This window comes from Aurantiacibacter flavus, assembly GCF_039710615.1.
Taxonomy (GTDB): domain Bacteria; phylum Pseudomonadota; class Alphaproteobacteria; order Sphingomonadales; family Sphingomonadaceae; genus Alteraurantiacibacter; species Alteraurantiacibacter flavus.
Genome location: NZ_JBDLBR010000004.1, coordinates 229,292 through 254,602, shown reverse-complemented (window position 1 = coordinate 254,602; position 25,311 = coordinate 229,292). Strand labels below are relative to the sequence as shown.

The 25,311-nt window shown below is 58.7% G+C and carries 23 protein-coding genes; 5 read left to right on the top strand and 18 right to left on the bottom strand.

Annotation, left to right across the window (positions count from 1 at the left end; all coding sequences use genetic code 11):
• Positions 1-4: 4 nt before the first annotated feature.
• On the bottom strand, positions 5-1,252 hold the full coding sequence (wecB, locus tag ABDJ38_RS13075) for a non-hydrolyzing UDP-N-acetylglucosamine 2-epimerase (RefSeq protein ID WP_346785562.1): 1,248 nt from the start codon (positions 1,250-1,252) through the stop codon (positions 5-7).
• Positions 1,253-1,360: 108 nt separating this feature from the next.
• On the opposite strand from wecB, the gene ABDJ38_RS13070 reads away from it, so the two are divergent.
• Positions 1,361-2,965 carry a glycosyltransferase family 4 protein gene (locus tag ABDJ38_RS13070; protein WP_346785561.1) on the top strand — a complete coding sequence of 535 codons (1,605 nt, stop codon included), beginning with the start codon at positions 1,361-1,363 and terminating at the stop codon, positions 2,963-2,965.
• Between the two features lie 472 nt (positions 2,966-3,437).
• Entirely contained in the window at positions 3,438-4,016 is a 579-nt protein-coding gene (locus ABDJ38_RS13065) for a hypothetical protein (RefSeq protein WP_346785560.1), read from the top strand.
• 200 nt (positions 4,017-4,216) lie between these two features.
• On the opposite strand, the gene ABDJ38_RS13060 is transcribed toward ABDJ38_RS13065, so the two are convergent.
• The gene (locus ABDJ38_RS13060; protein ID WP_346785559.1) at positions 4,217-4,585 is read right to left on the bottom strand and encodes a hypothetical protein; all 369 of its coding nucleotides are present in this window, start codon (positions 4,583-4,585) and stop codon (positions 4,217-4,219) included.
• Between the two features lie 595 nt (positions 4,586-5,180).
• Between ABDJ38_RS13060 and ABDJ38_RS13055 the strand changes: the two genes are divergently transcribed.
• Positions 5,181-8,024, top strand: a complete 2,844-nt coding sequence (locus tag ABDJ38_RS13055) for a glycosyltransferase family protein (RefSeq protein WP_346785558.1) — start codon at positions 5,181-5,183, stop codon at positions 8,022-8,024.
• Positions 8,025-8,064: 40 nt separating this feature from the next.
• Here the strand turns inward: ABDJ38_RS13055 and ABDJ38_RS13050 are convergent, their stop codons facing one another.
• The gene (locus ABDJ38_RS13050) at positions 8,065-8,697 is read right to left on the bottom strand and encodes a class I SAM-dependent methyltransferase (protein WP_346785557.1); all 633 of its coding nucleotides are present in this window, start codon (positions 8,695-8,697) and stop codon (positions 8,065-8,067) included.
• A gap of 108 nt (positions 8,698-8,805) precedes the next feature.
• On the opposite strand from ABDJ38_RS13050, the gene ABDJ38_RS13045 reads away from it, so the two are divergent.
• On the top strand, positions 8,806-9,540 hold the full coding sequence (locus ABDJ38_RS13045) for a class I SAM-dependent methyltransferase (protein WP_346785556.1): 735 nt from the start codon (positions 8,806-8,808) through the stop codon (positions 9,538-9,540).
• A 328-nt stretch (positions 9,541-9,868) separates the two neighbouring features.
• Here the strand turns inward: ABDJ38_RS13045 and ABDJ38_RS13040 are convergent, their stop codons facing one another.
• The 15 genes from ABDJ38_RS13040 to ABDJ38_RS12970 all read right to left on the bottom strand — a co-directional run bounded on the left by ABDJ38_RS13040 (position 9,869) and on the right by ABDJ38_RS12970 (position 24,509).
• Positions 9,869-12,586: a glycosyltransferase gene (locus tag ABDJ38_RS13040; protein ID WP_346785555.1), complete on the bottom strand. Its 2,718-nt coding sequence runs from the start codon at positions 12,584-12,586 to the stop codon at positions 9,869-9,871.
• Positions 12,587-12,619: 33 nt separating this feature from the next.
• Positions 12,620-13,036 (bottom strand): hypothetical protein, encoded by a 417-nt coding sequence (locus ABDJ38_RS13035; RefSeq protein ID WP_346785554.1) that lies wholly within the window; start codon positions 13,034-13,036, stop codon positions 12,620-12,622.
• Positions 13,033-13,518, bottom strand: coding sequence for a phytanoyl-CoA dioxygenase family protein (locus ABDJ38_RS16980; RefSeq protein ID WP_429771117.1), 486 nt, complete (start codon positions 13,516-13,518; stop codon positions 13,033-13,035). Before ABDJ38_RS16980 ends, ABDJ38_RS13035 begins: the two co-directional genes overlap by 4 nt.
• A gap of 292 nt (positions 13,519-13,810) precedes the next feature.
• The gene (locus ABDJ38_RS13025; RefSeq protein ID WP_346785552.1) at positions 13,811-14,458 is read right to left on the bottom strand and encodes an ABC transporter ATP-binding protein; all 648 of its coding nucleotides are present in this window, start codon (positions 14,456-14,458) and stop codon (positions 13,811-13,813) included.
• Positions 14,455-15,237 (bottom strand): ABC transporter permease, encoded by a 783-nt coding sequence (locus tag ABDJ38_RS13020; protein WP_346785551.1) that lies wholly within the window; start codon positions 15,235-15,237, stop codon positions 14,455-14,457. The genes ABDJ38_RS13025 and ABDJ38_RS13020 overlap by 4 nt, the downstream gene beginning before the upstream one ends.
• An 8-nt stretch (positions 15,238-15,245) precedes the next feature.
• Positions 15,246-16,409: a KpsE/RkpR family capsule polysaccharide export protein gene (locus ABDJ38_RS13015; protein WP_346785550.1), complete on the bottom strand. Its 1,164-nt coding sequence runs from the start codon at positions 16,407-16,409 to the stop codon at positions 15,246-15,248.
• A gap of 163 nt (positions 16,410-16,572) precedes the next feature.
• Positions 16,573-17,376: a DUF5672 family protein gene (locus tag ABDJ38_RS13010; protein ID WP_346785549.1), complete on the bottom strand. Its 804-nt coding sequence runs from the start codon at positions 17,374-17,376 to the stop codon at positions 16,573-16,575.
• Positions 17,377-17,385: 9 nt separating this feature from the next.
• Positions 17,386-19,059 (bottom strand): glycosyltransferase family 2 protein, encoded by a 1,674-nt coding sequence (locus ABDJ38_RS13005; RefSeq protein ID WP_346785548.1) that lies wholly within the window; start codon positions 19,057-19,059, stop codon positions 17,386-17,388.
• 67 nt (positions 19,060-19,126) lie between these two features.
• A complete protein-coding gene (gene rfbB / locus ABDJ38_RS13000) occupies positions 19,127-20,182 on the bottom strand; it encodes a dTDP-glucose 4,6-dehydratase (protein ID WP_346785547.1) in 1,056 nt (351 codons plus the stop codon).
• Positions 20,175-21,023 carry a dTDP-4-dehydrorhamnose reductase gene (rfbD, locus tag ABDJ38_RS12995; RefSeq protein ID WP_346785546.1) on the bottom strand — a complete coding sequence of 283 codons (849 nt, stop codon included), beginning with the start codon at positions 21,021-21,023 and terminating at the stop codon, positions 20,175-20,177. The genes rfbB and rfbD overlap by 8 nt, the downstream gene beginning before the upstream one ends.
• Positions 21,020-21,565 carry a dTDP-4-dehydrorhamnose 3,5-epimerase gene (rfbC, locus tag ABDJ38_RS12990; protein ID WP_346785545.1) on the bottom strand — a complete coding sequence of 182 codons (546 nt, stop codon included), beginning with the start codon at positions 21,563-21,565 and terminating at the stop codon, positions 21,020-21,022. Before rfbC ends, rfbD begins: the two co-directional genes overlap by 4 nt.
• Entirely contained in the window at positions 21,562-22,455 is an 894-nt protein-coding gene (gene rfbA / locus ABDJ38_RS12985; protein WP_346785544.1) for a glucose-1-phosphate thymidylyltransferase RfbA, read from the bottom strand. The genes rfbC and rfbA overlap by 4 nt, the downstream gene beginning before the upstream one ends.
• A gap of 139 nt (positions 22,456-22,594) precedes the next feature.
• Complete coding sequence (locus ABDJ38_RS12980) at positions 22,595-23,173, bottom strand: LptA/OstA family protein (protein WP_346785543.1); 579 nt, start codon at positions 23,171-23,173, stop codon at positions 22,595-22,597.
• A gap of 10 nt (positions 23,174-23,183) precedes the next feature.
• Positions 23,184-23,855: an LPS export ABC transporter periplasmic protein LptC gene (locus ABDJ38_RS12975; RefSeq protein WP_346785542.1), complete on the bottom strand. Its 672-nt coding sequence runs from the start codon at positions 23,853-23,855 to the stop codon at positions 23,184-23,186.
• 24 nt (positions 23,856-23,879) lie between these two features.
• Positions 23,880-24,509, bottom strand: coding sequence for a ribonuclease D (locus ABDJ38_RS12970; protein ID WP_346785541.1), 630 nt, complete (start codon positions 24,507-24,509; stop codon positions 23,880-23,882).
• A gap of 79 nt (positions 24,510-24,588) precedes the next feature.
• Here ABDJ38_RS12970 and ung point away from each other — a divergent pair, with 79 nt between their 5' ends.
• Entirely contained in the window at positions 24,589-25,281 is a 693-nt protein-coding gene (gene ung, locus ABDJ38_RS12965; protein WP_346785540.1) for a uracil-DNA glycosylase, read from the top strand.
• Positions 25,282-25,311: the final 30 nt, after the last annotated feature.

Genomic DNA, 25,311 nt, shown 5'->3' with positions numbered 1-25,311 from the left:
CCCTTCACTCATTTGAGGCGCCGATAAGGGTAGCGGCAATCCGCGCGGATGCCTTGCCGTCACCGTAGGGATTGAGAGCGCGAGCCATTTCGTCATAGGCCGCTTGGTCGTCCAGTAGCGATAGCGCAGCGGAGAGGATCTTTTCCGCATCGGTGCCGACCAATCGCACAGTTCCTGCTTCAACAGCCTCTGGGCGTTCGGTCGTGGCGCGCATCACCAGGACGGGTTTGCCGAGGGAAGGTGCTTCTTCCTGAACGCCGCCAGAGTCTGTGATGATGAAGTGAGAGCGGCGCATCAGCCAGACGAACGGTAGGTATTCCTGCGGTTCGATCAGGTGGACATCGCGCTTATCGCCGAGAATGCGGTTTACCGGCGCCTGCACATTGGGATTGAGGTGCACGGGATAGACGATCTGCGCATCGCCCTGCTCGCTGATATCGCGAAGGGCGCGACAGATGTTTTCGAACCCTTCGCCAAAGTTTTCGCGACGATGGCCGGTCACGAGGATCAGGCGGCGATTAGGTTGAAGAAACTTGAACCGGGCCTTCATCTGCGCGTCAAGCGAGGCATCGGCGTCCAGCCGGGCCACAACATTTTGCAATGCGTCGATCACAGTATTGCCGGTGACTACGATAGCATCGTCGGCCACGTTCTCTGCCAACAGGCTCTGGCGCGACGTTTCGGTAGGCGCGAAATGCAGGTCGGCGAGCCGACCCACGATCATGCGGTTTGCTTCTTCGGGCCACGGGGCATGAAGGTTGCCGGTGCGAAGCCCGGCCTCCACATGCCCCACCGGCACCTGTGCGTAGAAGGCGGCAAGCGCACCCGCCATTGTTGTGGTCGTATCGCCGTGGACCAGCAAGCGATCATAGCGCTTTGCCGTCAGTACTTCGCGCAGCGCCAAGATGATATTGGCGGTGATGTCGGTCAGGTCTTGGCCGGGCTTCATCACGTTGAGATCAAAGTCCGGCTCGATATCGAATAGCGAAAGCACCTGGTCCAGCATCTCGCGATGCTGAGCAGTGACGCAGACGTCCACCTCCAGCCCCGGTGTATCCTTCAGCTGCTGCACTACGGGTGCCATCTTGATCGCTTCCGGACGCGTGCCGAACACGATGATTACTTTCACAAGGCTTCCTTTCAACGCGATCCCGGTGGCTTGTCTGGGGCTATGCGCAAGTCTACGAGACATGCAACCCCAATGGCAGGGACCCTCAACAGGCCAAGGCTCGTAAATCGACGCGATTGTCAAATGCGGTGTCGAAGAATATGGCCGCAGCGGTATCTGCTTGGAAGCGTGATCCTAAAGGTGCTCCGCTGGCGCACCGGACTTTGAGGGAGCAGGAACAGTCAAACTACCGTGACGAATGACGAAATTCACACACAAGCCTGCGGGCTCGCCAAAGCGGCCATGCACCTCGCGGCGAAGGGGAAAATGTCTGCCCTCGACCTGTCGCGCCAGGCTGTCGAACTGGCGTCTGATTCGTTTACGCTTTCCGCGCATTGCCGAGTGGCGTTGCAGCTCTACGACACCGATGCTCTCGAGAATGCGGTTCGGCTTATGGAGGCACAGTCGGAGGAATGCCCAGCGTTGCACTCGCTGGTCTGTGACATGCGTTCTGGCCCGCTTGCCGCCGTAGAACTGGCGCGGCAACTAAGTGTACGTGGTCCGGCGGACATGGAGCCGGTGCCAGGCCGCATCCTCTATGTGCTCGACAAATCTTTGCCACAAGCGACTGACGGTTATGCTACGCGTAGCCACGGTATAGTGCGCGCGCTACTTCAAAAAGGTGTAGACTTGGTTTGCGTCACCCGGCCAGGTTTTCCGTATGATTTGCATCAAGACAGCAACGTCAGCGAAGCCGCTGACTTGGTGGAAGTCGTGGACGGTGTGAAGTACCATAGGTTGGCATGGCCAAGGCGCAGTTGCTTTCCTGCAATGCCAATGGAGTCCATGGCGTATGGATCGCTCGCTTACTTACGCCAGTCTACGAAGCGATTAGCTGAAGCAATCGCGCGTCATCGTCCGGCCTGTGTCGTTGCCGCGTCGAACATGGCAACTGCGCTGCCCGCTTGCCTTGCGGCCCACGGTTCAGGATTGCCATTCGTTTACGAAGTCCGTGGCTTCTGGGAGATCACCCGCGCTTCGCGCGATCCGCAATATCTTCTCACCCCGACAGGGCGGCAGGAACGGTATCTTGAAGTGGCCACGGCGCTCGCAGCGGAAGCGGTGGTAACGCTGACGGGCGCCATGCGCAACGAGCTGGTCTTGCGCGGCGTTCCGGAACAAAGGATCGTGCTGGCACCGAACGCAAGCGACCCACACCGCTTCAGTCCGATTCCGCGCGATCCGGCGTTGATGCAGCAGTTGCGTCTGCATGAGGACATGCCGGTGATCGGCTATGTCGGCACCTTCAACCCGTACGAGGGCTTGGATGATCTTGTCCGCGCCTGCGCCGGCTTACGGCAGGAGGGACTTGAATTCCGGTTGGTACTGGTGGGAAGTGGGCCGGAGAAAGTCGACGGGCATTGTGTCGTAACCGAGCAGCTTCTCGAGCTTGCCGACAAGCTCGGACTGGGCGAGTGGGTGATTATGCCGGGGCGCGTGCTGTATGAAGACGCCGTCCGTTGGTATTCGCTGATCGATATCGCAGCCTTTCCCCGTAAGCCGAAATCGGTAACGGAGTTTGTGTCACCGCTGAAGCCGCTTGAAGCACTGGCTATGGAAAAGGCGGTTGTGGTTTCGTCAGTTGGCGGAATGCGCGAAATGGTGGAAGACGGAAGAACCGGATTGGTTTTTCCCAAGGGAGATCCGTCGGCTCTGGGTGCAGCACTACGAAAACTTCTGAAGAATGAGAAGCTTAGACAGAATCTGGGAAAAAAAGGGCGTGCATGGATCCAGCAGGAGCGGAGCTGGCGGGACGCCGCGAACGAGATGCTGAACGCGCTTGAACCCGTGATGTAGCAAACAACTGTTAGCCGACAGCGCTCTGCCACTCCTATTTCTACTGCAAAGCTATGAAACTATGTAGCGCAACTCTTAAATCGCTCCTCTGATTGAAAAGCCAAAAGGGAATATCTACAGTTCAACCCAGCAAGCTACGCCTAGCTGTTCCCCATGCTCGGCAAGCTATGCGAGTTCCGAAGTATCACCGCCATCAGCCTTAGCTTTTTGGACGTATGGCGGAATTCCGCGTGAAGCCCGACAAGTACTTTCCCCGCAAAGGTGACTTGTCGGTGGTGAAGTACTTGCAGTTTACCATTTAGGGGGAAAGCGAGAAAGCCTGTCGGCAACCCAAGTGTTCCGCTAAGAAGGTCGTGAAGGATGATTAGGAAGGCAGGTTGCGTACGAAGAACCTCAAACATCGAAAGTTGTCTATAAGCTCTCCCGCAAGTCCAATGTATCGATCCAGCCTAGAATCGAGAAGGCCACGAATTTGAACAAGGATAATGCCATGCCTTATTCTTCAGAGACGAACGAGTCTTTGGCTCGAATTGCTCCTGAGAGCGAGGTGATGAGGAGTCCCATATATCGGGAGCGACTAGCCGAGATTGCCGAACTTGGACATGCAGTCGTAAAGCTGGAAACACAGCTCCAGCGCATTACGGCGCAGCATGCCTATGCGCAGTTGAGCCAACATATTCTCAACATGCTGAAGAACGCCCACAGTCAGTTGCACACCGCATTGTCGAAACTACGCACTTCGCCTGACCGCAGGCGAGCGACAAAAAAGGTTTCTATGGATGTGGGGCTGATCGAGGCATCCGGTCTATTCGATACCGAATGGTACCTGGAAATGTATCCCGACGTTGCCGAAAGCGGCATGGCGCCGATCCGTCATTTGGTGCTGCACGGCGCCTATGAATTACGCGATCCAGGGCCGAATTTCAGCGCGTTCAAATACCACAAGACTTATCCCGATGTGACAGAGGCAGGCGTTCCAGCGATCCTGCATTATTTGCGACACGGCAAGGCAGAAGGTCGCCGGGCTTCGAAAGTCGGGGAAGGCGCGTGATCAAAAGGCGCTGACGGCTCATGTGGAGTGTCTGATCCTGAATTTCTCAAGCTCGCTGACGGGTGGCGAGGGCAAAACTGGAACCCAGCAGAGTCTGGGTAACTATTGGCGCTCATGAAATTGCGCCGTCGGAAGCCAGACGAGACCATTTAGCAATAGTCTGGTCAAATAACCGTCGGAAACTTAGAGAGCGCAAGATGTCAGCGGAACAGCTTGCGACCCTCACCAAAGCCATGAAAGATGTAATGATATAAAGGGTCCATTTTCGCGGCAGCAACATCCGGATAGACTTTGAGGTATGTGTCAGAATCGAAAAGGTTGGCCTGTTTCAGGCGCCTACGCTCCCTCTTCACACGCATTGAAGGCGGTAGCAGAGCCCACCACCTAGGCGCTTGTGCGATCAACTGGTGCACCTGCGCCAGCCACTCATTTTGTTCGGCAGCCTCGCTTCTTTCTCTCTTCGTCTTTGCGAGCGCATCCTGAGCCTGCCGCAATATTATGCTCTGACGTTCAGCATCGTCTGTGGCTTGCTTCAATTCTCGATACAAAGCCAGCAGACGGGCGTCCAAGCTAGTGTCATGCATTTCGATGGTTAAACCTCAATAATTCATAGCCTTCGGGCGCTTAGATATGCAATCCCGAATTATATCAACAGCGGCAAATAAGAAACGCCATTAGAGTGACGATCCCTCGTAAAGAGCGCAAGAATAATTTTGCTTCGCTTGCATCCTTTGGAGAATGCCTCGAAGCGTGACGATCTAGTCCGTCATCGAGCCGCCAGAGCCGATGGCTCCGAGCAGGCGCGCCATCAGACAGGTGCCGTGGTAGCCGAATCTTCGTGCTGGATTACCACCCTGGAGGGATAGCAACTTGCCTCAGGACAGGCTAAAGATGATAATTCGGAATGGTCGTGTTCCTCGGCTAACGTTCAAATTGAACGACCTCTGTTTGACGGAGCCAAGGAGGTTGTAAGGCTGTCGCAGGCTGGGAGATAATTGACCCCTGTCGTGCGGCGGCTGATGGCCTCGGGGCCCAATTCACCTAAGTTTCAGCGACATGCAATATGTCTGAATTATTCGGGAATGGATAGTGCGTAAAATTATAATCTCTGACCATACCTATGAGCAAATTAACTCGAGTCAGTGTGGTGAAGGAAGTGAAGGCATGACCCTTCGCGATCATGTCGCGGAAAGTTATTTCGGCAAGATTGGCGATCGCAAATCGACGGAAAAAACACGTAACCGCCTCTATTGGATGGCTTCGCAGATCGCTGCAAGCGATATCCTTGACGTGGGTTGCAGCGAGGGGGTGCTTTCAATCCTCGCTGCGCGAGAGGGCTACAACGTTACCGGCATTGATCTAGACGCAGGCGCTATCGAGTACGCTAAGAAATTTGCGGCTCAAGAAATGAAAGAAGTGCGTGAGCGGATTGATTTCAAACTTGTCGATCTTGCGAGCGTTGCGGATGGCAAGCCGGCATATAATACGGTGTTTGTCGGCGAAGTTATCGAGCATTTGCTGGCGCCTGCGCGATTGATCGAGCTTTGTGCGAGCGTTCTTCATCCCAATGGCAAACTGGTGATCACTACGCCCTTTGGCATCAGTTCAAACTGGGATCACAAGCAGACTTTTTTCCCGAGCGATCTGGTGGAATTGTCGAAGGGGCTATTGTCGATCGAGCACCTGAGTGTGGACGACGGCTACATCCGCTATGTTGCGCGAAAGGCCGCCGAAGAAACAGAGTTTCCCGTCGGAAGACTTCTGGCGATCACCGAAGCTGGCACCTTCGCAGCGCAGAACGCTGCTCAAGAAATCATGGACGAGCGCCGAAAGCGCATTGGGCGAAGTCAGCGTGAGATCGACAAGCTCAAGAAGAATCTGGAAACGGCTCGTAAGGCGCAGGATAGGCTGGAAGAGCGCGCGGCGGACCTGTCAGCTACGATCGTCCAGTTGAAATCCGAGCTCTCGATGGAACAGGCTAAGTATGAGGGGGCGGAGGATGCCAAGCGCGAAGCGCTTCAGATCGCAGAAAAATTCGAAGGTATGCTTGAGGCAGCAGAGAAGAACAATAAACTGCTCAGGGCTTCTCTCGATGAAGCGAAGGCTAGTGAAGTCGAGGCACGCGAACGGATTAAGGCGCTTGAGGAACAAGTCGCGTCCGAAACCAAGCTGCTCGAGCAGATCGAAAATCAGGCAGGTGTGCTGCGCAAATCCTTGAAGGCGAGCAATAAGAACGACAAAGCGAAGGTTAAGGCCAAATCCACTCCAGCAAAGACCGTGCCCGTGATTGTGGAGGCCGCGGCACCCAAGCCTGATCCTGGCTCTGACGCTCTGCGGTTGCTGACTCTGCTCGATGAATTCAGCGAAAAAGCCCTCGAGCACGATGCTCATATCACGCGCCTTTCTCTTAAAGATTGGAAAGATCAGATCGAGAGCGGAGAGTTCGATGCATTTTTTGCCGAGAGTGTGTGGCGTGGCAATGGCGGAGAGTGGAGCTACGCCATGTCCAACCCAGCGAGCGAGCGCCACGCGACCTTGAAGGCAGTGATAGAGGTCTGCCGTAAGCGCGGCCTTCCTACCATTATCTGGAACAAAGAAGATCCCCCGAACTTTGACGTTTTCAAAGATTCGGCAATCCTGTTTGACCACATCTTTACGAGCGATGCAGGCTGTGTGGAGAAATACAAGCAACTGGTCGGGCACGGCAACGTTTATGCCTTGCCATTTTTTGCGCAGCCTAAACTGCACAACCCGATTGGCAAGAAAGAGGAAAAAGATAAGCAGGTCGTGTTTGCCGGCAGCTGGTATGCACAAAAGCACCAAGATCGATCTGCTCTAGCACCCATGCTCTTTGATGCTGCCAGCGAGCATAAGTTTACGATCTTTAATCGCCATAGCGAAGAAACAAAGGATGCCGAGAAATACCGCTTTCCTGACAAATATCAGAAGTTCTTGAAACCCAAGGTTAGCTATGACGAGATGCTAGGCATCCATAAAAACTTCCAAGTGTTTCTCAGTGTAAATAGTGTAACTCAATCAGATACGATGTTCGCACGGCGTATTTTTGAAGTGCTGGCATGTTCCACGCCGATCGTATCTACGGCATCGAGTGGGCTGGAAAAGATGTTCGGCGATATCGTGCCGGTCGTTCACGAGCCGGAGCAAGCACGAGAGGCGTTGTCGCGCTTGTTGGAAGATTCCAACTACCGTCACAGAGTTGGCCATCGTGGTTATCGCCGCGTGATGACTGAGCACACCGCGCAAGATCGCATCGATTACCTTGCCGAAATGTGCGGACTGCGGCGCAGGGACGAGTCTTCCTCACCAAAGGTGTCATGGATCTGCGCAACCAACCGCGAGTACTCTATCGACAACATCGTTCGCAACTACTTGCGCCAGCGCCATCCTAACATGGAGCTTATAATCGTTCTCAACTCGGACGAGTTCGACAAGGCCAAGGTGGAAAATCAATTGGCGGATGTGCCTCACTGCAGGGTGCTGCAACTTCCTGAAAGCGCCTATCTCGGAGATTGTCTGAACGCAGGCATAGAGATCATGGAAGGCGACTATTTCTTTAAGATCGACGACGATGATTTGTATTTCGAGAACTACACGTCAGACATGCTTCTGCCGTTCAAATATACGAAAGCGCGGATTGTCGGGAAACAGAGCGTCTTCAGCTATCTCGAAGCGGAAGACGCTCTTTACCAGCGGTTCCAGGGTCGCGTGCACCGCTATTCCAAACTGATCGCCGGCCCAACCCTCGTGGCTGATCGCCGCGTGCTGGAAAAGGTTCCGTTCGGTCAGTTCCAGGTTGGCACCGACACGCAGTGGTTACGGGCCTGTCTTGATGCAGGGGAGCGAATCTACTCGACTGATCCATTCAATTTTGTTCTGATCCGCAGGTCCGATCCCGAAGGGCATACGTGGCGCGCATCCCCGGAGGAGGTGACGAAGAACGCGATCAAGATCGGCGACGGATTGGCCATCAAAAACGTTCGGGTCTAACGTCACCCTCTCTATCATCGGGTAGGCAGGACAGAGCCTTTCAATCTCTGAAGGATTCGGTCAAGAAAGCCCATGGAACAGGCCTTTCGACTCCAACCAATTCGTATTCAGCGCGTGGGAAAACGCGCTGAATCCTCTCTTCGTCGAAGCGTTGCAGATGATAGTGGGGCAGCGGTTCGGGCTCCTTGAATGGAACACTCATTATCAGACGCTTGCGGGCGACACGGCGCAACTCGGCGATTGCCGCCTCCATCTTGCCATCGGGGAGGTGTTCAATGACTTCCATGCAAATGACGCAGTCGAACTGATTGTCTTCGAACACCATCTGTGTCGCGTCCATGATGTCCAAGGTAAACTTGTCTGTCAGGCTGACGAACTTGGTGTATTGTCTCACGTCGATGCCGTTGACCGCTTCAAATCGATCGCTCAACGCGAGAGTGTTTATCAGCGCCCCGGGCCCGGTGCCGACATCGAGGATGGTTCTGCAGTCCTCAGGGATCTGATCAAGCACCCAATCCAAACGGCGCCAGTCGGTTTCAGAATAGAGCCCTGTGCCCTTAGTCTTGCCGAATCGGCGCCCATATTCCTCATTGAACTTCTGACGCACGCCAAGAAGCGTCGGGTTATCGACGGGCTTCAATTTAATTCGTTCGGCTATGAACAACTGATCCACAAGCAGGCCTCTTATCACTAAGTTATGCAAGCTTTTGCAATACCCCCCTTGCATGGCAATGCAAGGAAGGTCACTCGGGGGAACTGAAGGCCAATTGGAGGTATTTTGATGGGTTGGCAGGCCAAATACGTTACCCAGTTCCCGCAGTTTGCTGAGGTTGAGCATGCGCTGGAAATTGGCGCTGGCGGTTTTGCAACAGCTATCGAGTTATCGAACCATTTTCAGCACAAGCGCTTTTATGGGATCGATTTCGTCTTGAGCGCGCGGGCGCTAGAGAATCTCGCCGACGCGCCGAGTAATCTGACAGTGGTCAAGCACGATGCGCGCGACCTGAGGGTGTTTGCCCAGGGATACTTTGATCTGGTCTATTCGGTGGCCGTGATGGAGCACATCCGCGAACTGGCGCTCCATCTGGAAGAAACCTACCGCATACTGAAACCGGGGGGGTCCTACTGGTTCTGGCAGGCGCCGTTCTGGTCCTGCTCGCTCGGGCATCACTACAGGCACAGCAAGGCAGATTGCCCGATCCCCGATTATGCTCACTTGCACATGACGCGGGACCGACTCGAGATGCACATTATCGAGCAGGGCCGTACTTCAGAAGTTGCGAAGAAGGCGACGGACTTCATTTTCGATCGGCCTGACCTCTCGCGAATCGGAAGGACCGACACCCGCCGCATCATTGAGGCATCGCCATTCGAAATTGCCGAGTGGCGCGACGATAAGGATGAACGTTACGACCCAGAAGGCGTGGCGCGCGTTTTGGCCAACAACATCTACGACATCCCGGAGGAAGACTTGATTTATAAGGGGGCAAAAGTGCACCTAGTCAAGAGATGCTGATAATATTTAGTAGAATATTATAAAGTGAACTATAGATAAATCTCTAGAACACAAGATTAAAAAACCTATATAATACTAAATTCGATTTATTTGGGTCTATTTTTAGAATTCGCTCAATATCGTGAGCCTTACTTCCTTTTGCCCGCCATTTCGCCTAAGTAGAACGTCGATCTTCAAGATGGTGTATGAATTTGATGTGCGACCACTCTGGGGAGAAGGCGACATACGAGCCGGGAGCGACCTCGCCAATACTTCCGAATATCGTCCCTTGCGCGCGCGCGGGGCTTCGAGAGTCGGCGAAGGCGCATGATCGCAAGGCGCTGACGGTTCAGGCCAGTGCCTGGTCCTGAATCTCGCGCGCTCGTCGACGGGCGGCGCGGCTTATGCGGCTCAACTGCAATCTTGCGACGTCTAGCGCCAGTACCGCGTCGGTAACGCCGGTTACACTGTCGGCTGGCACGACGATTCCGGTCTCTCCGCTGACTACTAGGGAAGGAGGCGCGCCTCGATCATAACAGATTACTGGCCTGCCCGCGGCCATGGCCTCTACTACGGTGCGCCCGAAGCTCTCCGCGAAGTGCGACAGGCTGGCGACGACATCGACCTGTGCGATCGCTTCTGCGGGACTGGGAGCGTAGTCGATGGTTTGCACATTGGGTGGCAGTGGGTTGAGGCCTTGCAGGTCCGGCGTCTGTGGTCCGATCAGCAGGAAGCGGATCGCAGGGCCCATCGCGGCAATCATCCGCGCTGCGGAGACGAAATCGCCAATCCCCTTCTTGGTGATATTGCTGCTGATCATGCCCACTTTCAGAATGCGCCCGGGTTTGAAGGGCAGGTCGAAAAGAGTTTCGTCCACTGAGTTGGGCCGAACGGTGCAGCGATCGCGGCATCCCAGCCAGTCTGAGACGACCTCCGAAGGCATGATGAAGTGGTCTGCTTGATCTAGGAGCTTCTGGCGCAGGGCATTGGGGCCCATTCCAAGCGTGCGACAAAGGGCGCTGTCCTCCAACGGCAGCTCCCGAACGTACACCACTCCGGGCACGCCTTCGGCGCGCGCCGCCAGTAGGGGTGCCTCAAGCGTCAGCGTGTTCACGTGGACCTCGCAAGCCTGGTGCTTGCGGATCAGCGCGATAATGGCATTGACGGTGACCTGATGTGGTGGGTGCAGGCCATTTCGCCATGACTGAGGCAGCACTTCCACCACTGCGGCGATCTCAAGCAACTGCTCAAGGTAATCGGGGTTTTGCAAGGAAGGCATCACAACTACCGGGACAAGGCCGTCTCGAGCCAGTCGTGCGATCATGTCCAGAAAGCTGCGCTCAGCGCCGAATAATGTTGCGCCCGACGTATGGGCGAAGACTAGAACGCGCTTTCCCCGTTGGGCGGCAGCCCGCTTGCCTTCGAATGTTGGAAGCGGTTGGGCTTCGGAGCCCTCACCTTCGCGCAGATAGTGACTCAATGGGTTTTCGGACGGCCCCAGTCGCTGTACCACCCGATAGCCGCTGGTACTGAAACGCGGCCCCGGGTCGCGGTTTTCCACCGCGCCCGATGTCAGATAATGACGCGTCGCGCCGATGCCGGCTTGCAAGACATCGGGATAGGCCAGCTGGTACCACTCCTCATCTAACAGGCCGGAAGAATGTAGAACATCGAATTCACTGGGCGCGCTGTCAGGATCACCGACCGCAATTTCCGCAGGCACCTGGAAGGGGCGTTGCCGAGGATGGAGCGGCAGGTATAGGTCCGATGGTCGTGCAGCGCGCCGGTGCCAATCGTGGGCGGCTTCCATGTAATCGTGGCGCACACCGTGCAGTTGGGTGCGCAGATGTGTCGCGCTGTTGCTGGTAAGCGATTCCTCCTGGGTCCGCCCGAAAGCGAGCGGGATTCCCGGATACACTTCCCGGATCGCGCCAAGGCCATGAGCGTGGATGATGCGATAATAGTATTCAGTATCCGCATTCGCCCTTGTGCGGTCCCAAAACCCGAGCTCGTCACGCAATGCTGTACGGAGCATGAGGGAGGAGAGGTTGCGGTGGACCCACCCGTCTTCCATGCGCCAGCGAGTCATTTCCAGATCATTGCTTGCGCGGACCCAGTGCGAAACCGAGGCTTTAAGCGCGGGATCGTCCAACAATGCGCGCGCCTGCATCTCGATTTTCTGTGGATGTGACCAGTCGTCAGCATCATGAACGGTAACGAAGGTGCCGCGCGCCTCTGCAAAGCCCCTGTTACGTGCGGGGTAGGCACCTTCATTCTTGCCAAGTTCGACGACCCTCAGGCGCGCATTTCGAGCCGCGATGGCCCGGGCGGCAGCCACGCTCTCGTCCGACGATCCATCGTCGACAACGATGATTTCCATTGCTGGCCAAGTCTGCTCCAAAAGTCCGTGCAGGGCATGAGGCAATACCTTAGAGGCGTTGAAAACCGGCACGATCACACTGACGAGCGGGAGTTTGCCATCAGGCACGACCCGGGGCGGCGCAGCCTCGGGCTGTATCCGATCGAACAGTGGGGCATCTCCTGCGCCAAGGATCAACGGGGTCAATCCGGCTTTGGCGTAGGGCTCGCGCAGGATTGACGCTAGTTTGCTCGCGGAACGACCATCCGCTCTGGCGAGAAGAAAGCGCGCAAGGGAAAAATCAGGTGTTTCACCGAACTTGGCCACGCCCTTTTCCAAGATTAAACGCCCTTCGTGTTGTTCTCTGCGCGCAAGGCACAGATCAACCGCCAACAGAAACGGACCGGGATGGGTGATTGTCCGCGCACCTTCAGGATAGGCGTGGAAAGTCATGATCGCCTTGTGCGCAGACTCAATATCCTGCTGGCAGGCATCCCAGCGCCCCAGCACCCAACCCGCCGCGGCCTGTTCGACGGGGGGACCTCGATCAAGCAAGGCGCGCAGCCGCGGTAGAACGCGATCGTGAAAGCCACGCCATAGAAGGTGATCGAGTTCCAACGCATGGGGCAGGGCAACGCCCTGAGTTGGGGCGTCAGCGACGGGGATCAACCATTCGAAAGTATCGAGTGAGTCGATTTCCCCTGACATCGTTTTGGCGCACGAGCTCAAGAACAGTCTCCGTTAGACCAGGGTGCGGCCTTCGGATTGTCCGACCTCGAGGTAGTGGACCAAGGCCGGCCAACCGGCCTGGGCCACGTCGGGATTGGCTAGGTAGTAAGCCATCGTATCGAAATCCGGCCCGGGGTTGTGTCCTGCGAAAGCCCCGGCGCACACGTAGTGTTGCGCGGCGGACATGCCGCTTTTGGCATAGGCGGGGTAGGTCTCGTCATACCAGTCTGCGTCGAAAAGCGGGCATTGTGCGAGGATTTCAGTTTGCCGTTTAACCGACGGTTGCCCATCCGCAGGGCCATTGTCCGCTATCGCATACATCGCGTGGATTAGTGTGATTTCCAACGCATGCCGTTCTTTCAAGGCCCGGATCTCGGCTCGCAATATTCGTTGGATATCCAGATCGCTCTGGTCTGCGTTCATGCTCATGGATGCGTTCTCGGCGACCCAGCATTTGGCGCAAGGCATTGCGGCGCGGCGGTGCCGCTTGATCTGACTGTTGCCTGGCAAAATCCTTGCCCCGAATATCGATCGGCGCGCAGTTTGCCGTGGCTCACCCCAGAAAGATTGCGGATCGCTAGCTGGGCCAGTGCTTGCGCGGAATGGCTTTCGCCCCCATGACCGCACCGTTCGATCATGGCGTTGCTGACGATTGGCCAGAGACGCGATCCAGGCACGTAGTAGATTAAGCTTGCCTCTGTCGGAATGTCTTCCATTGCCAGCCAGACGCAGCACACGAAGAGCTCGGACGGTCTAGAGAAATGCACGGAAACGGAATGGGCTGTTTTCTCCCTGCCCACGGGAGGGGGTGGGGCCTTGAAGGGAAAGACCGTACGCCCGCAGATCTTGCCCAGTAGATTCAGGATGGCCGGATTGGCAGCGATAGCGCGCGCTCGCTCGTCGCACTGCAAGGGATTCTGCCCCCCCCCGTTTGTCGCCTTTCTTGTCGGCGGCGGGACCGTCGAAGGAGATGTCAAACTGTAATGACAAGGTTGCCTTGAAACGCGAGAACCGTTTACCAACCTCAGGATCGGGAAAGTCGATCACCGTGTTGCCCTGTCGGCTTAGACTGAGCCTGATGGTCTGTTCGTCGGGGCTAAGGTCGGCCAGTGCATCGGTGGCGAATATCGGTGATTCCATGCGCGGAACGCCAGAAGAGATAGTCTCGCTCATGGCCCTCATTTCCACAGCAGTGCCATCACCCTAAAGTCCCTCATAGACGGAAATGGCCTCTGCCACGTCTTCGTACATGGTGGCAACACCGTCGCGCAGCACAACTGCACGGTTACAGTACTGTTTTACGATCGTGAGGCTGTGCGAGGCCAGCAGCAAGGCGCGATCCTTGCGCTCCTCAAAGAACGCCGACTTGCACTTGTCCCGAAAGTTCTTGTCGCCAACCATGATGACTTCATCGATCAGGTAGCATTCGAACTCAATTGCCAGGGACAAAGCAAATGCCAGCCGCGCGCGCATGCCCGAGGAATACTGCTTCACCGGCATGCGAAGGTTGCTGCCGAGCTCGGTGAAGTCCTCCACGAAGGCTCGCATCTCGGAATAGGGCTTGTCGTAGATGCGGGCGATGAAGCGGGCATTGTCATAGCCGGTCAGGCTGCCCTGGAAGCCGCCAGTAAAGCCCAGCGGCCACGAGCACGACATCTTGCGCACGATCTTGCCCGAGGTGGGCATCTCGACGCCGCCGACCAGTCGAATCAGTGTAGACTTGCCCGCACCGTTGCGGCCCAGCAGACCGATCCGGTCGCGCGGGTTGATGTCGAAATCGACACCCTTCAGCACCGTCTTGTTGACGTGACCGATGCGGTATTCCTTGTGGATGTTACGGCATTCAATCATGAGAGGGTCAGGGTTCGACGTACGCGGCGGCACAGGATCAACCCGACAACCAGGCAGACGAGTGTAACAGCAAGCGCTCTGATAACGTCGTAATAGGGCGTCACCATGTCACCGAAAAGGCCGTAACGCATCAATTCCATCCCTGTGACCATTGGCGACCATAACAACGCTTCGCGCACGTTGGCCGGCAACCACGAGGCCATGTTGAATACACCGGAAAAGGGGATCGAGATATAGACGCTGATCGGTACCAGCTTTTCGACAACTTCGGACATTTCCGAAAGCGGGGCGAGCACCGTGGAGACCGCGAGAACGAAGGCCACATAAATGGCCCAACCCGCCACCAGCGCCCCAACGTCGCTGGGAATAGGAAAAAATCCGAAGAATAACAGAACGATACCTGCGAAAATATACGCCATCATCGCCCCTACCGCTTCGATGGACACTCGCACAAAGATGAAATCCAGCACCTTCACCTGGCGGTGATATAGCAGCGAGCTGTTGGATTGGAAAATCTTCGCCGAACGACCGAACGAATGGCGCAGGAAAGTTAGAGGAATATAGCCGGTGACAACAAATGCGACCACGCTGATCCCGTGATACTCTGGTCCGCGAAGGAAGCTCCAAACCATTCCGACTAACCCGGCGAACATAAGCGGTTCGGCCATGATCCACAGGAAGCCGATGTTCTCGCGTCCGAAGCGAGTCACTAGCTCGCGTATCATCAGGGCCTTCACGACCTTAAGCTGAACGCGTATTCCTTGGGAAAAGTTTGCCATCGGACAAGTCAGTCTTCAGGCGCGTGCTCACGGATGCCAACAGCAAGCATCCAGCCGACCAAGTACAGGCAGAGGCTGGCGAACAACACCGCAAGGATGTTCTTGAGCCGGTTAGGCAAGGTCGGCGCATCCGGAAGATTGGGTTCAACGACGCGCTCCAGATAATACTGTTGTTTCTGGGCCTCGCTGCGGGCCTGCTCGAGCGCTGTGTTAGCCGAGGTCAGGAGCTGCGAAGCAAACTCCTGTTCCACCGCCAGATTCTCATATTCCGTCATACGAGATGCCAGGCCATCGGGCGTCCCGACAGCGCGACCGGTCTGGCTGGCGATCTGCCGCGATACACCGGCGATCCTTTCTTCGAGGGCACGAATTGACGGATGGTTTGGCGCGGTGCGCCGAATCTGGACCAATTGCGCTTCCAATGCCGCTTGTTGCGCAATTAGCTCGTTCGAAACGGCCAGCACGCCTATGCCTTGCTGCTGCGGATCGAGCACTTCGGAGCGATTGCGATATTCTGCAAGTGCGATTCGGGCGTCTCTCACGCGCTTCTGCGCCTCGGAGACCCGCTCGTCTGCTTCGCTGATCGCTTGAGAGTTAATTCGGCTATTGAGTCGGTTTACCAGCTCTTCGCCTTGTTGGAGCAGGCCGAGATTGAGTTTCTGCGCATCGGGTGCCGTGAATCCTTTGACGCTGAGGACGGTCAGTCCGGTCTCGGCATCCGTGGATACCGTCATCATGGATTCGTAATAGGAAAAAAGGGCTTCGAACGAATCATCCTGATAAAACAGGGGGAAACGGCTGAAAGCGTCAGCTTCATCGGACGAAAACGCGGCTCGAACGTCCACAGTTTTTGATAAATCGGCCAATGCGTCACGAGATCGCATATAGCCTATGATTTCGCTCGCCTGTTCTTGGCCGCTGCCACCACCCGATCCTTGCAGGATCGCCCCAATACTACCGACACCGCTGCTCTTTGCGTCAGGAGCTTTAATGACAAAGCGAGACTCCGAAACGTAAACATCGGACGCAATCAGGCCGAAGTACAGTGAGGCGAGCAAGGTCGGCAAAACCACAAAAAGGCCGAACCAACGCCAGCGCTTTATCCGCGAAAAGGCTTCGCGTTTCTCGTTGGACGCATCGGCATCGCGTTGCAGATTGGTATCGTGGTGCATGGTGTTTTTCTTCAGAACTTTGCGGTCAACGCGATCATACGTGTCCCCGCTCTTCAGCACTCATTTATGCCAAATCTGTCGGGATGGCTGTTTAGCGACAATCCGTTTTGAGGCAAAGGCTAAACTCGTCCGGTTTGCCTCGAGAGCGCGAAGTTAAGGGTCCTCATCGCGAAAGCCTGCCGATCATGCGATCCCACGCCAATCGGGCTACACGCCTGCCGCGTTCTTGTCCGGCAAATAAGCCTCTGACGATCGCGGTGAAATCCACCCATAGCGTCGCCCGATCGTCAAGCATCTGATAGAGATCCCAAAAGCGCTTCGCTCCAAGAACGGAGGGCATATGGAACGCCCCGTGGTAGCCGAACGACTTCGCTGGATTGCCTGAACGTTCGGCAGAGAAGGCATCGGCGATGGCGACTGGTGCAAAGAGGAGGCCGAGCCGTTCCAGCAGAGCACGATTGGTGCGTCCGATCGCGACGTCTTCGGGGTGATGCGCGGTGAATTCTGGCCTTAGGCACGCCTCCATTAGGCGCTTGCTGCGCAGCGAGAACCCTCCATTGCCGACCTCGTAGCCATCATCGAATTGCGGCCAGCTCGCGCCGACATAGTCGTAATCGAGGAACTCCGACCGCCAGCGCGCGGGATCGATCACGTGCCCGTCCCATTGAATCACAAGGCAATGCTCGGTGTTGATGTAGTCGACCAGCCGTGTGAGCATAAAGTGCGAATAGGCCTTGGCAGAGGTCAGCCGCTCGATCGGAACCACCCTGATCGCGCCCTCGGTTTGATCTGCGACGCCCGCGTCATGCGTGCACAAGATCGCATCAGCGAAGTCCACGTATTGCATCGTAAGCCGCATCGCTTCGAGCGTAGCGACCAGGTTGGTCGAACTGACTGCGCACAGCGTTACGCTCGACAGCGGCAAGCGCTTGGTCGGCGCGGGAGCCATCAATCCATCGTCAGACATCAGCGCGTCCTAAGTCCGCACCACGAACTGCTCGCTGACCGGGCTCAGCGCGGGATGGTGGAACGGGTCCGCTTGCCAAGTGCGCCAGTTGTCCTCGGGGCGAGGTTCGCGCACGCCCCACCGGCTGCGCAACATGGCCAGCTCTGCGGCCTGGCGCTTGGCCCCCGCAGGATCGCGATCGAACCCGCGCGACACCGATTCATGATGCACGAGCTGTGCGCGCGGCTCGTAAAGGCTTTGCCAGCCGCGCGCATTCAGCTTCAGGCACAGATCAACATCGTTGAACGACACGGCAAAGTTCTCAGCGTCGAAGCCTCCCACGGCAAGGAAGCTGCTCCTGCGCACGACCAAGCAGCCAGCGGTCACGGCGGAGACGAATTGTGGCAGGGCATGGCGGTGGAAGTAGCCTGCATCATCGGGTTTGAGCAAGCGGTGCGCGTGTGCTGCTCCCCCGCCAATGCCAAGGACCACGCCAGCGTGCTGGATCCGACCGTCGGGATAGAGCAGCTGCGCCCCCACTGCGCCAACGTCCGCACGCATCGCCTGATGCACCATCACTGACAGCCAGTGCGGATCGGTGATCTCGATGTCGTTGTTCAGGAAACAAAGGAGGTCGCCTGAGGCTCCGCTGACTGCGCGATTATTGAGTGCGGCGAAATTGAACGGGCCGCTGTCGGTCAGCACGCGGACGAAGTCAGGGGCAAGACTGGCAAGGTAGCACAGCGTTTCAGGGTCGTCGCTTCCATTGTCGATCACGATGATTTCCAACTGGCCCGGATATTTGGTGGCCGTCAGACCATCGAGGCAGGTTTGTAACAAGTCGACCCGATTGCGGGTGGGGATGATAACACTGACGCTAGGCAACCTGCCGCATTCCTCGGAGCCGATCACCAGCGGAGCGGGGCGTTGAGGCTCTGGCCGTACGTTCCGATGATACAGCACTTCGCGCACATGAAGAGGCTGTCCGCCTTGCGCTGTGTTTCGTTCGGCTGCCCGGCGGGCAAGGTCGGCGGGCCAGTCGTCCGCAAGCGAGGCGTTCAGATCAATTTTTGATAACCGAACTAATGCGGTGCCAGCCAGATAGTCGAAGTGTTGGCACAGCTCCGCGTTCCAGTCCGGCTTGAAGTGCGGATCGCAGCGTTGACCGTTTTTGCCCAACAGGTCGTCGTCGGCATAAATGATCTGGGTCGTGTCGGCCGTTTCAACCAGCGCCTTGCACAAGGCTTCGCCCGCTCCGGCGGCGAGTAGGTCGCCGCCGTACATCGGGAGCACCCAGGTGCCCTGCGCGTGCCGCAACAGCGCTAGCAAGGTGGCGTCGGGACAGGTGGGTGCAAGCCTGGCCTCGATACCTTCGGCCGCGAGGCTGGCCAGCGTCGCCTCCTCGCCGGGGCCGTTGCGAACTAGCGCGATGATTGGCGGAGCATTCCTTCGTGGGCTGGCCTCGATCCTGTTCGCTTCGGCTTCCCGAGACAGCCACAGCCGATAGGCGCGCGACGAGATGCCGAGCAAAGGCGCGATGGTCAGTCGCGCGCGTAGACGTTTCCCACATAGTTTCCACCACAGCCCGCGCAGATAGCGCGTCGGGTTGCTCATCAGAGCATCGAAGTGCACCGCCAACCGCAAGAGCGCGCGGCTGCCACCTCGGGAAACTACCTGAGCGTGGTGAGGCAATTCCTTCGTCATGACCACCCTCGTGCCAATTCAGCCGGGCCTTGGCAATGCGGCTCCATCTGCATCCGGCTCGTGAAGATCACCGCTGCAACAGCGCCCGCCACCAGTCCTCGTTGGCGAGATACCAGGCAAGCGTGGCGGCAAACCCTTCTGCAAAGCTGTTGTGCGGGCGGTAGCCCAGTTCTCGCTCGATCTTGCCGCAATCGACAGCGTAGCGCCGGTCGTGGCCCGCGCGGTCTGTCACGAATCTCTTGAGGTCGCTCGTTGCCTTGCCGCTGGCAGCGGGTGCATCGGGATAAAGCTCGGCCAGCCCGTCGATGTCGGCAAAAGCGCGGTCGACCGTGGCGCAGATTGCGTCGATCACCGTCATGTTCGGCAGTTCCTCACCGCCGCCGATGTTGTAGACCTCGCCCGGCTTGCCGCCTTGGAGCACCAGCTCGATCCCGCGACAATGGTCTTCCACGTGTAGCCAGTCGCGCACGTTCATGCCGTCGCCGTAGATCGGCAGGCTGCGCCCCTCGAGGCAGTTGATGAGGAACAGCGGGATTAGCTTTTCCGGGAATTGATAGGAGCCATAGTTGTTCGAGCAATTGCTCGTAGTGGTCTCAAGCCCGAAGGTGTGGTGATAGGCGCGTACGAGGTGGTCGCTCGCCGCCTTGCTCGCCGAATAGGGCGAGTTGGGGGCATAGGGCGTGGTCTCGCAGAAGGCTGGATCATCGGGGCCGAGCGAACCATAGACTTCGTCGGTTGAAACATGGTGGAACCGGTGCGGGCGGCCCGCCCCCTCGTCGAGCCACACGGTGCGGGCGGCTTTGAGCAGCGAATGGGTGCCATCGACATTGGTGCTGATGAAGGCGTCCGGCCCGCTGATCGAGCGGTCGACATGGGTTTCGGCGGCGAAGTGGACGAGCCGGTCGATCTTTCGATCGCGCAGCAGGCTTTCAACCAGCGCGGTGTCGCGGATGTCGCCCACCACCAGATCGACGCCGTCGAGCCCATCGAGGTTGGCGGGGTTGCCGGCATAGGTTAGCAGGTCGAGCACGCAGACGGTGTCGTCAGGGTGCGTCTTGCGCCAGTGGTGTACGAAGTTTGCGCCGATAAAGCCCGCGCCGCCGGTGACGAGAATCTCAGACATGCGACGCTTCCTCTTTGAGCATAGTGCGCAGATGGGTGCGCCAGTGGGTGTGGCCATCGCCAAGCAGGTCGCGTGTCTTGCTGCAGTCGAGCAGCGAGAAGGCGGGCCGCTTGGCCGGAGTGGGGTAGGCGCTGGTGGGGATCGGGGTGATCGGGATCGACGCCTCCAAGAGGCCGAGGGCGAGCGCTTCCTCCTGAATGGCGACGGCGAAGTCATACCAGCTCGCCACCCCGGCATCGCTGTGGTGGAAGGTGCCGCTGGCGTCCTTGGCGACCAGCCCCCAGATGGTGCGGGCGAGGCCGGGAGCCCAGGTCGGCGCGCCGATCTGATCGGTCACCACGTTCAGCGCGGGCTTTTCCGCCATCAGGCGCAGCATGGTGCGCACGAAGTTGGCGCCGCATGCGGTGTAGACCCAGGCCGTGCGCACGAGCAGGTCGCTGCTGCGCAGGTGGTCCTCGCCCTCGGCCTTGCTGCGTCCGTAGGCGGAGATCGGGTTGCGGCTGTCGTCGGGCCGGTAGGCGCGGCTCGCCATGCCGTCGAACACGAAGTCGGTCGAGACGTGGACCAGCTTGCCCCGGTGCGCGGCAACGAGCGCGGCGACCGCTTCGGCATTGATCGCGCGTGCCGTGCCCTCGTCGCTCTCGGCCTTGTCTACGGCAGTATAGGCGGCGGCGTTGATCACCAGATCGGGGCCGACCTGCTCCACCAGCGCGGCGATAGCGCTGGCATCGGCAAGGTCGCAGTCGTCGCGCGTGAACGGGTGCAGGTCGGCCTCGGCGGGAGCGGTGGCGATCAGGCTGCGCCCCAGCTGGCCGTTGGCCCCGGTAATCAGGACTTTCACGCAAAGGCCTCCACATCGCTTAAGGGCGTACCCTTGGCGTCCTTCGCAGAAAGCTGGACCGCGATGCCATCGAGCGGCCATTCAATGCCGACCTCAAGGTCGTCCCAGGCCAGCGAGTGTTCGTGTTGCGGGGCATAGGGGGCATCGCACTTGTAGAGAAAGTCGGTGTTGTCCTCGAGCGTGAGGAACCCGTGGGCAAAGCCCTGCGGCACCCAGAACATGCGCTTGTTCTCGGCCGAGAGTTCCACGCCGGTCCACTTGCCGAAGGTGGGGGAGGAGCGCCTGAGGTCGACCGCCACATCGAACACCGCGCCGCTGACCACCCGCACGAGCTTGCCCTGCGGACCAGGATTCTGGAAGTGCATCCCGCGTAGCACGCCTTTTTGCGAGCGCGAGTGGTTGTCCTGCACGAAGGCGATGTCGAGCCCTGCTTCGGTAAATTTCGCGGCGTTCCAGCTTTCCATGAAGAACCCGCGTTCGTCGCCGAACACCTTCGGCTCGATAATCAGCGGGCCGGCGATATCGCATTCGGTAATGATCATCGGGCCCGCCTGTCGCGCAGCAGAGCCAGCAGATATTCGCCGTAGCCCGACTTCTTCAGGGGTGCGGCGATCGCCTCCAGCTTGGCGTCGTCGATGAAGCCTTGTCGCCAGGCGATTTCCTCTGGGCAGCAGATTTTCAGGCCCTGACGTTCTTCAGTGATCCGAACGTATGTGGCAGCATCGAGCAGCGAGCCGTGGGTGCCGGTGTCGAGCCAGGCGAAGCCGCGGCCCATGATCTCCACCGACAGGGCTCCGTCATCGAGGTAGAGGCGATTGAGATCGGTGATCTCCAGCTCTCCGCGCGGCGAAGGCTTGAGGTCGCGGGCGCGCTCGACCACAGTGTTGTCGTAGAAATAGAGGCCCGTAACGGCATAGTTCGATTTTGGCTGCGCGGGCTTTTCTTCCAGCGATGAGGCGACGCCGTTCGCGTCGAAATCCACTACGCCATAAGCCTTCGGATCGTTGACACGATAAGCAAATACGCTCGCCCCGCTCGTCCGCCCAGCAGCATTATCGAGCAATTGCGGGAGGCCATGGCCGTAGAAAATGTTGTCGCCCAGCACGAGAGCGCTGGGGTGATTGCCGACAAAGTCCGCGCCGATATGGAAGGCTTGGGCGAGGCCTTCGGGCTCTGGTTGCACCGCATAGCTGAGCGCAATGCCGAAATCCGAGCCATCGCCCAGCACCCGGCGGAACTGATCCTGATCCTCTGGGGTGGTAATGATCAGGATATCGCGAACGCCCGCCATCATCAGCGTGGACAGCGGATAGTAAATCATCGGCTTGTCGAAGACCGGCATCAACTGCTTCGAAACGCCGCGTGTGAGCGGATAGAGCCGTGTTCCGGAGCCCCCGGCAAGAATTATTCCTTTGCGCGCGATGTCCATCATACCTTGTTTCAGCTTTTCTGCGCCACCTCGAGGCGGGTTTAATCCCGTTCAGTACAGCAGTTTTGCTTCGGGCCAAGGGGTGTCGCCGCCTGGTAGGTAAGCATCACTAGAAGGCTGCCGGTATCGCACCAGGCCCCAATCAATCGGGAACTGCAAAAGTCCCCGAGACACGCCCGCCAGGTCGATCGCTGGTCGCCGCGCCGCTACCGTCCACGCTCGACAGGCCAGAGTCGAGATCGATCACCAGCCGACCGCCGCTCAGGCTGTCGCCGCTGCGGTTGAGGCCGACATTGCCCGACAGCACGATCGTCTTGCGGTTGAAGTCGTAAACTCCGGCATCGCCGCGCGCGCGCTCGTTGCCGCGTGTCACGACCACGTTGCCGCTTGCATCGAGGCGCTGGATCGTGAGCTGGTTGGTATCATTGTAGGCGATGGTGGTGCGCTGCGCGGTCAGCCGCAGGTCGCCCTGCGTGATCTCGACCGAGCCCGACAGAACCACGCGGTTCTGCCGGTCCTGCAGTTCGATCCGGTCGGCGCCGAAGCTCACCGGCTGGTTCGAGTCGAACGATCCCAGCGACTGCGCCCCGGCAATCGAGGAAAAGGCCAGGGCCCCCGTCGCTCCGGCCAAAGCGCCGGCGGCAAGGCCCTGGAGCGCCAGCTTGCGCAAGGATGGACGCGTCTTGGTCATGGCCGGGTTCGATACGCCATCTTGCGCCATTGGCAACTCCTCATCGTGCCGCACTCGATCGCACGGCATTTGGCAGGCGCAGCTTGCCCGGCACCATCCGCATGCGTGCGTTGCCCGAGAGCAACAGCGTGCGTGCGACAAGATCGGCGCGAACGCGGTCGGCGCTGAAGTTGCCGGCGGGGATCACACCGCTCACCCTGCCCGAGCCGGTCATCACCCGCTCGCTCAGGCTGATCGCGACATTGCGCGCGCTTATTTCGTAGCCATCGGCGGCGGTGAAGCGGACGATGCCGGGAACAGCCACCACTTCGTCGTCGATATCATAGCGCGCGCCCGGCGCGCTCAGCACGGCAGGGCCCTCGGGCAGGACGATGCGGGCGGTCAGATCCTGCAGTTGCACCAAGGGCAGAGAATTGCTTTCCTGCACCGCGCTGCCCGCGGTCAGTGAGAAGGGGCGGCCCTGATCGTCTTCGCCGCGGTACATCGCGTTGTTTACGCGCAGGCGATCCTCAGCCACCGCCACCTTGTTGCGGTCGAGCAGGAAGCTCACCTCTCCGCGTGGGGAAAGCGGGGTGATCAGCATCATCGCTGCGATCATGCCCACCAGCGCGGGCAGGCCCAATGCCAGCACCCGCACGATCTTGTCGAGCGGCGAGCCGGGGGTGGCGAAAGCCTGGCGGCGGGTGCGGATGCGGTCGGCTCTGCTGGTCATGACGAAAGGTTCGTGCGGGGCGCCTTACTCGTGGCTGAAGATGTCCTTCTCCGCCCAGCCGGCCAGATCAAGCCGGGCGCGCGTAGGTAGGAAATCGTAAGCCGCCTGCGCCATTTCAAGCCTGCCCTCGCGTTCGAGCCGCGTAATCAGGATCTCGCGCATGCGGTGGAGGAAGCGCACGTCCGATGCCGCATACTCGCGCTGCGCATCCGTGATCGTGTCCGCGCCCCAGTCGGAGCTTTGTTGCTGCTTCGACATATCCTCGCCGAGCAGCTCGTTGACGAGGTTCTTCAACCCGTGGCGATCAGTGTATGTGCGGGTCAGCTTGGAGGCGATCTTAGTGCAGAACACCGGGCCTGCTTCCACCCCGAGATAGTGCTCTATCGCGGCGAGGTCGAAGCGGGCGAAGTGGTAGATCTTCACCCGGCCCGGGTCAGCCAGCACGCGTTTGAGGTTCGGCGCATCGTAGCTGCTGCCGTTCCTGAAGCGGACGAGGTGCTCGTCGCCATTGCCATCGCTGATCTGGACCACGCACAGGCGGTCACGCGCGGTGACGAGGCCCATCGTCTCGGTGTCGACGGCGAGCGGGTGGTCGGGCGCGAGATCGGCAAAGGTGCCGTCCGGCAGGTCTTCCTCGTGGAAATAGACAGTCATGGCTCGGCCCTTAGGCGCATCGGGGATAGAGGGAAAGAGCCGCTGGCGGCGGGCTGGCCGCTTGCCTAGTCTGCGTGGCATGTCCGATACAGTTCCCGCAAGCTGGGCCAAGGTGCTCGATCCGGTCCTTTCGCAGCCCGCTGCGCGCAAGCTCGGCGGCTGGCTGCGCGCCGAGGAGGAGGCGGGCAAGGCGATCTATCCGCCGCGCGGCACCCGTTTGCGCGCGCTTGAGCTGACGCCGCTGGAAGAAGTGAAGGTCGTGATCCTCGGGCAAGACCCCTACCATGGGCCGGGACAGGCGCATGGCCTGTGCTTTTCGGTGCAGGACGGGGTGGCGCTGCCGCCCTCGCTCAGGAACATCTATGCCGAACTGGCCGACGATCTTGGCATTGCGCCCGCTGCGGGGGGCAACCTCGAAAGCTGGGCACGGCAGGGGGTGCTGTTGCTCAACAACACTCTGACAGTGGAGAATGGCAAGGCGGGCAGCCACGCGGGGAAGGGCTGGGAGGCGATCACCGATGTCTGCGTTGCCGCTGTCGCCGAGCGTGAGGAGCCTTGTGTGTTCATCCTGTGGGGCAGCCATGCGCAGGGCAAGGCCGCGCGGATTTCGGCGCTGCGAGAGGGCGGGCCGCACCTGCTGATCAAGAGCCCGCATCCGAGCCCGCTGTCCGCCTATCGCGGGTTCTTCGGGTCGAAACCGTTCAGCCGGGCGAATCAATTTCTGGAGGAGCATGGGCGCGGGGCCGTGGACTGGCGTTTGCCCGCTGGTTGATGAAGTTGACAGGCTGCGCGGGCTGGATTG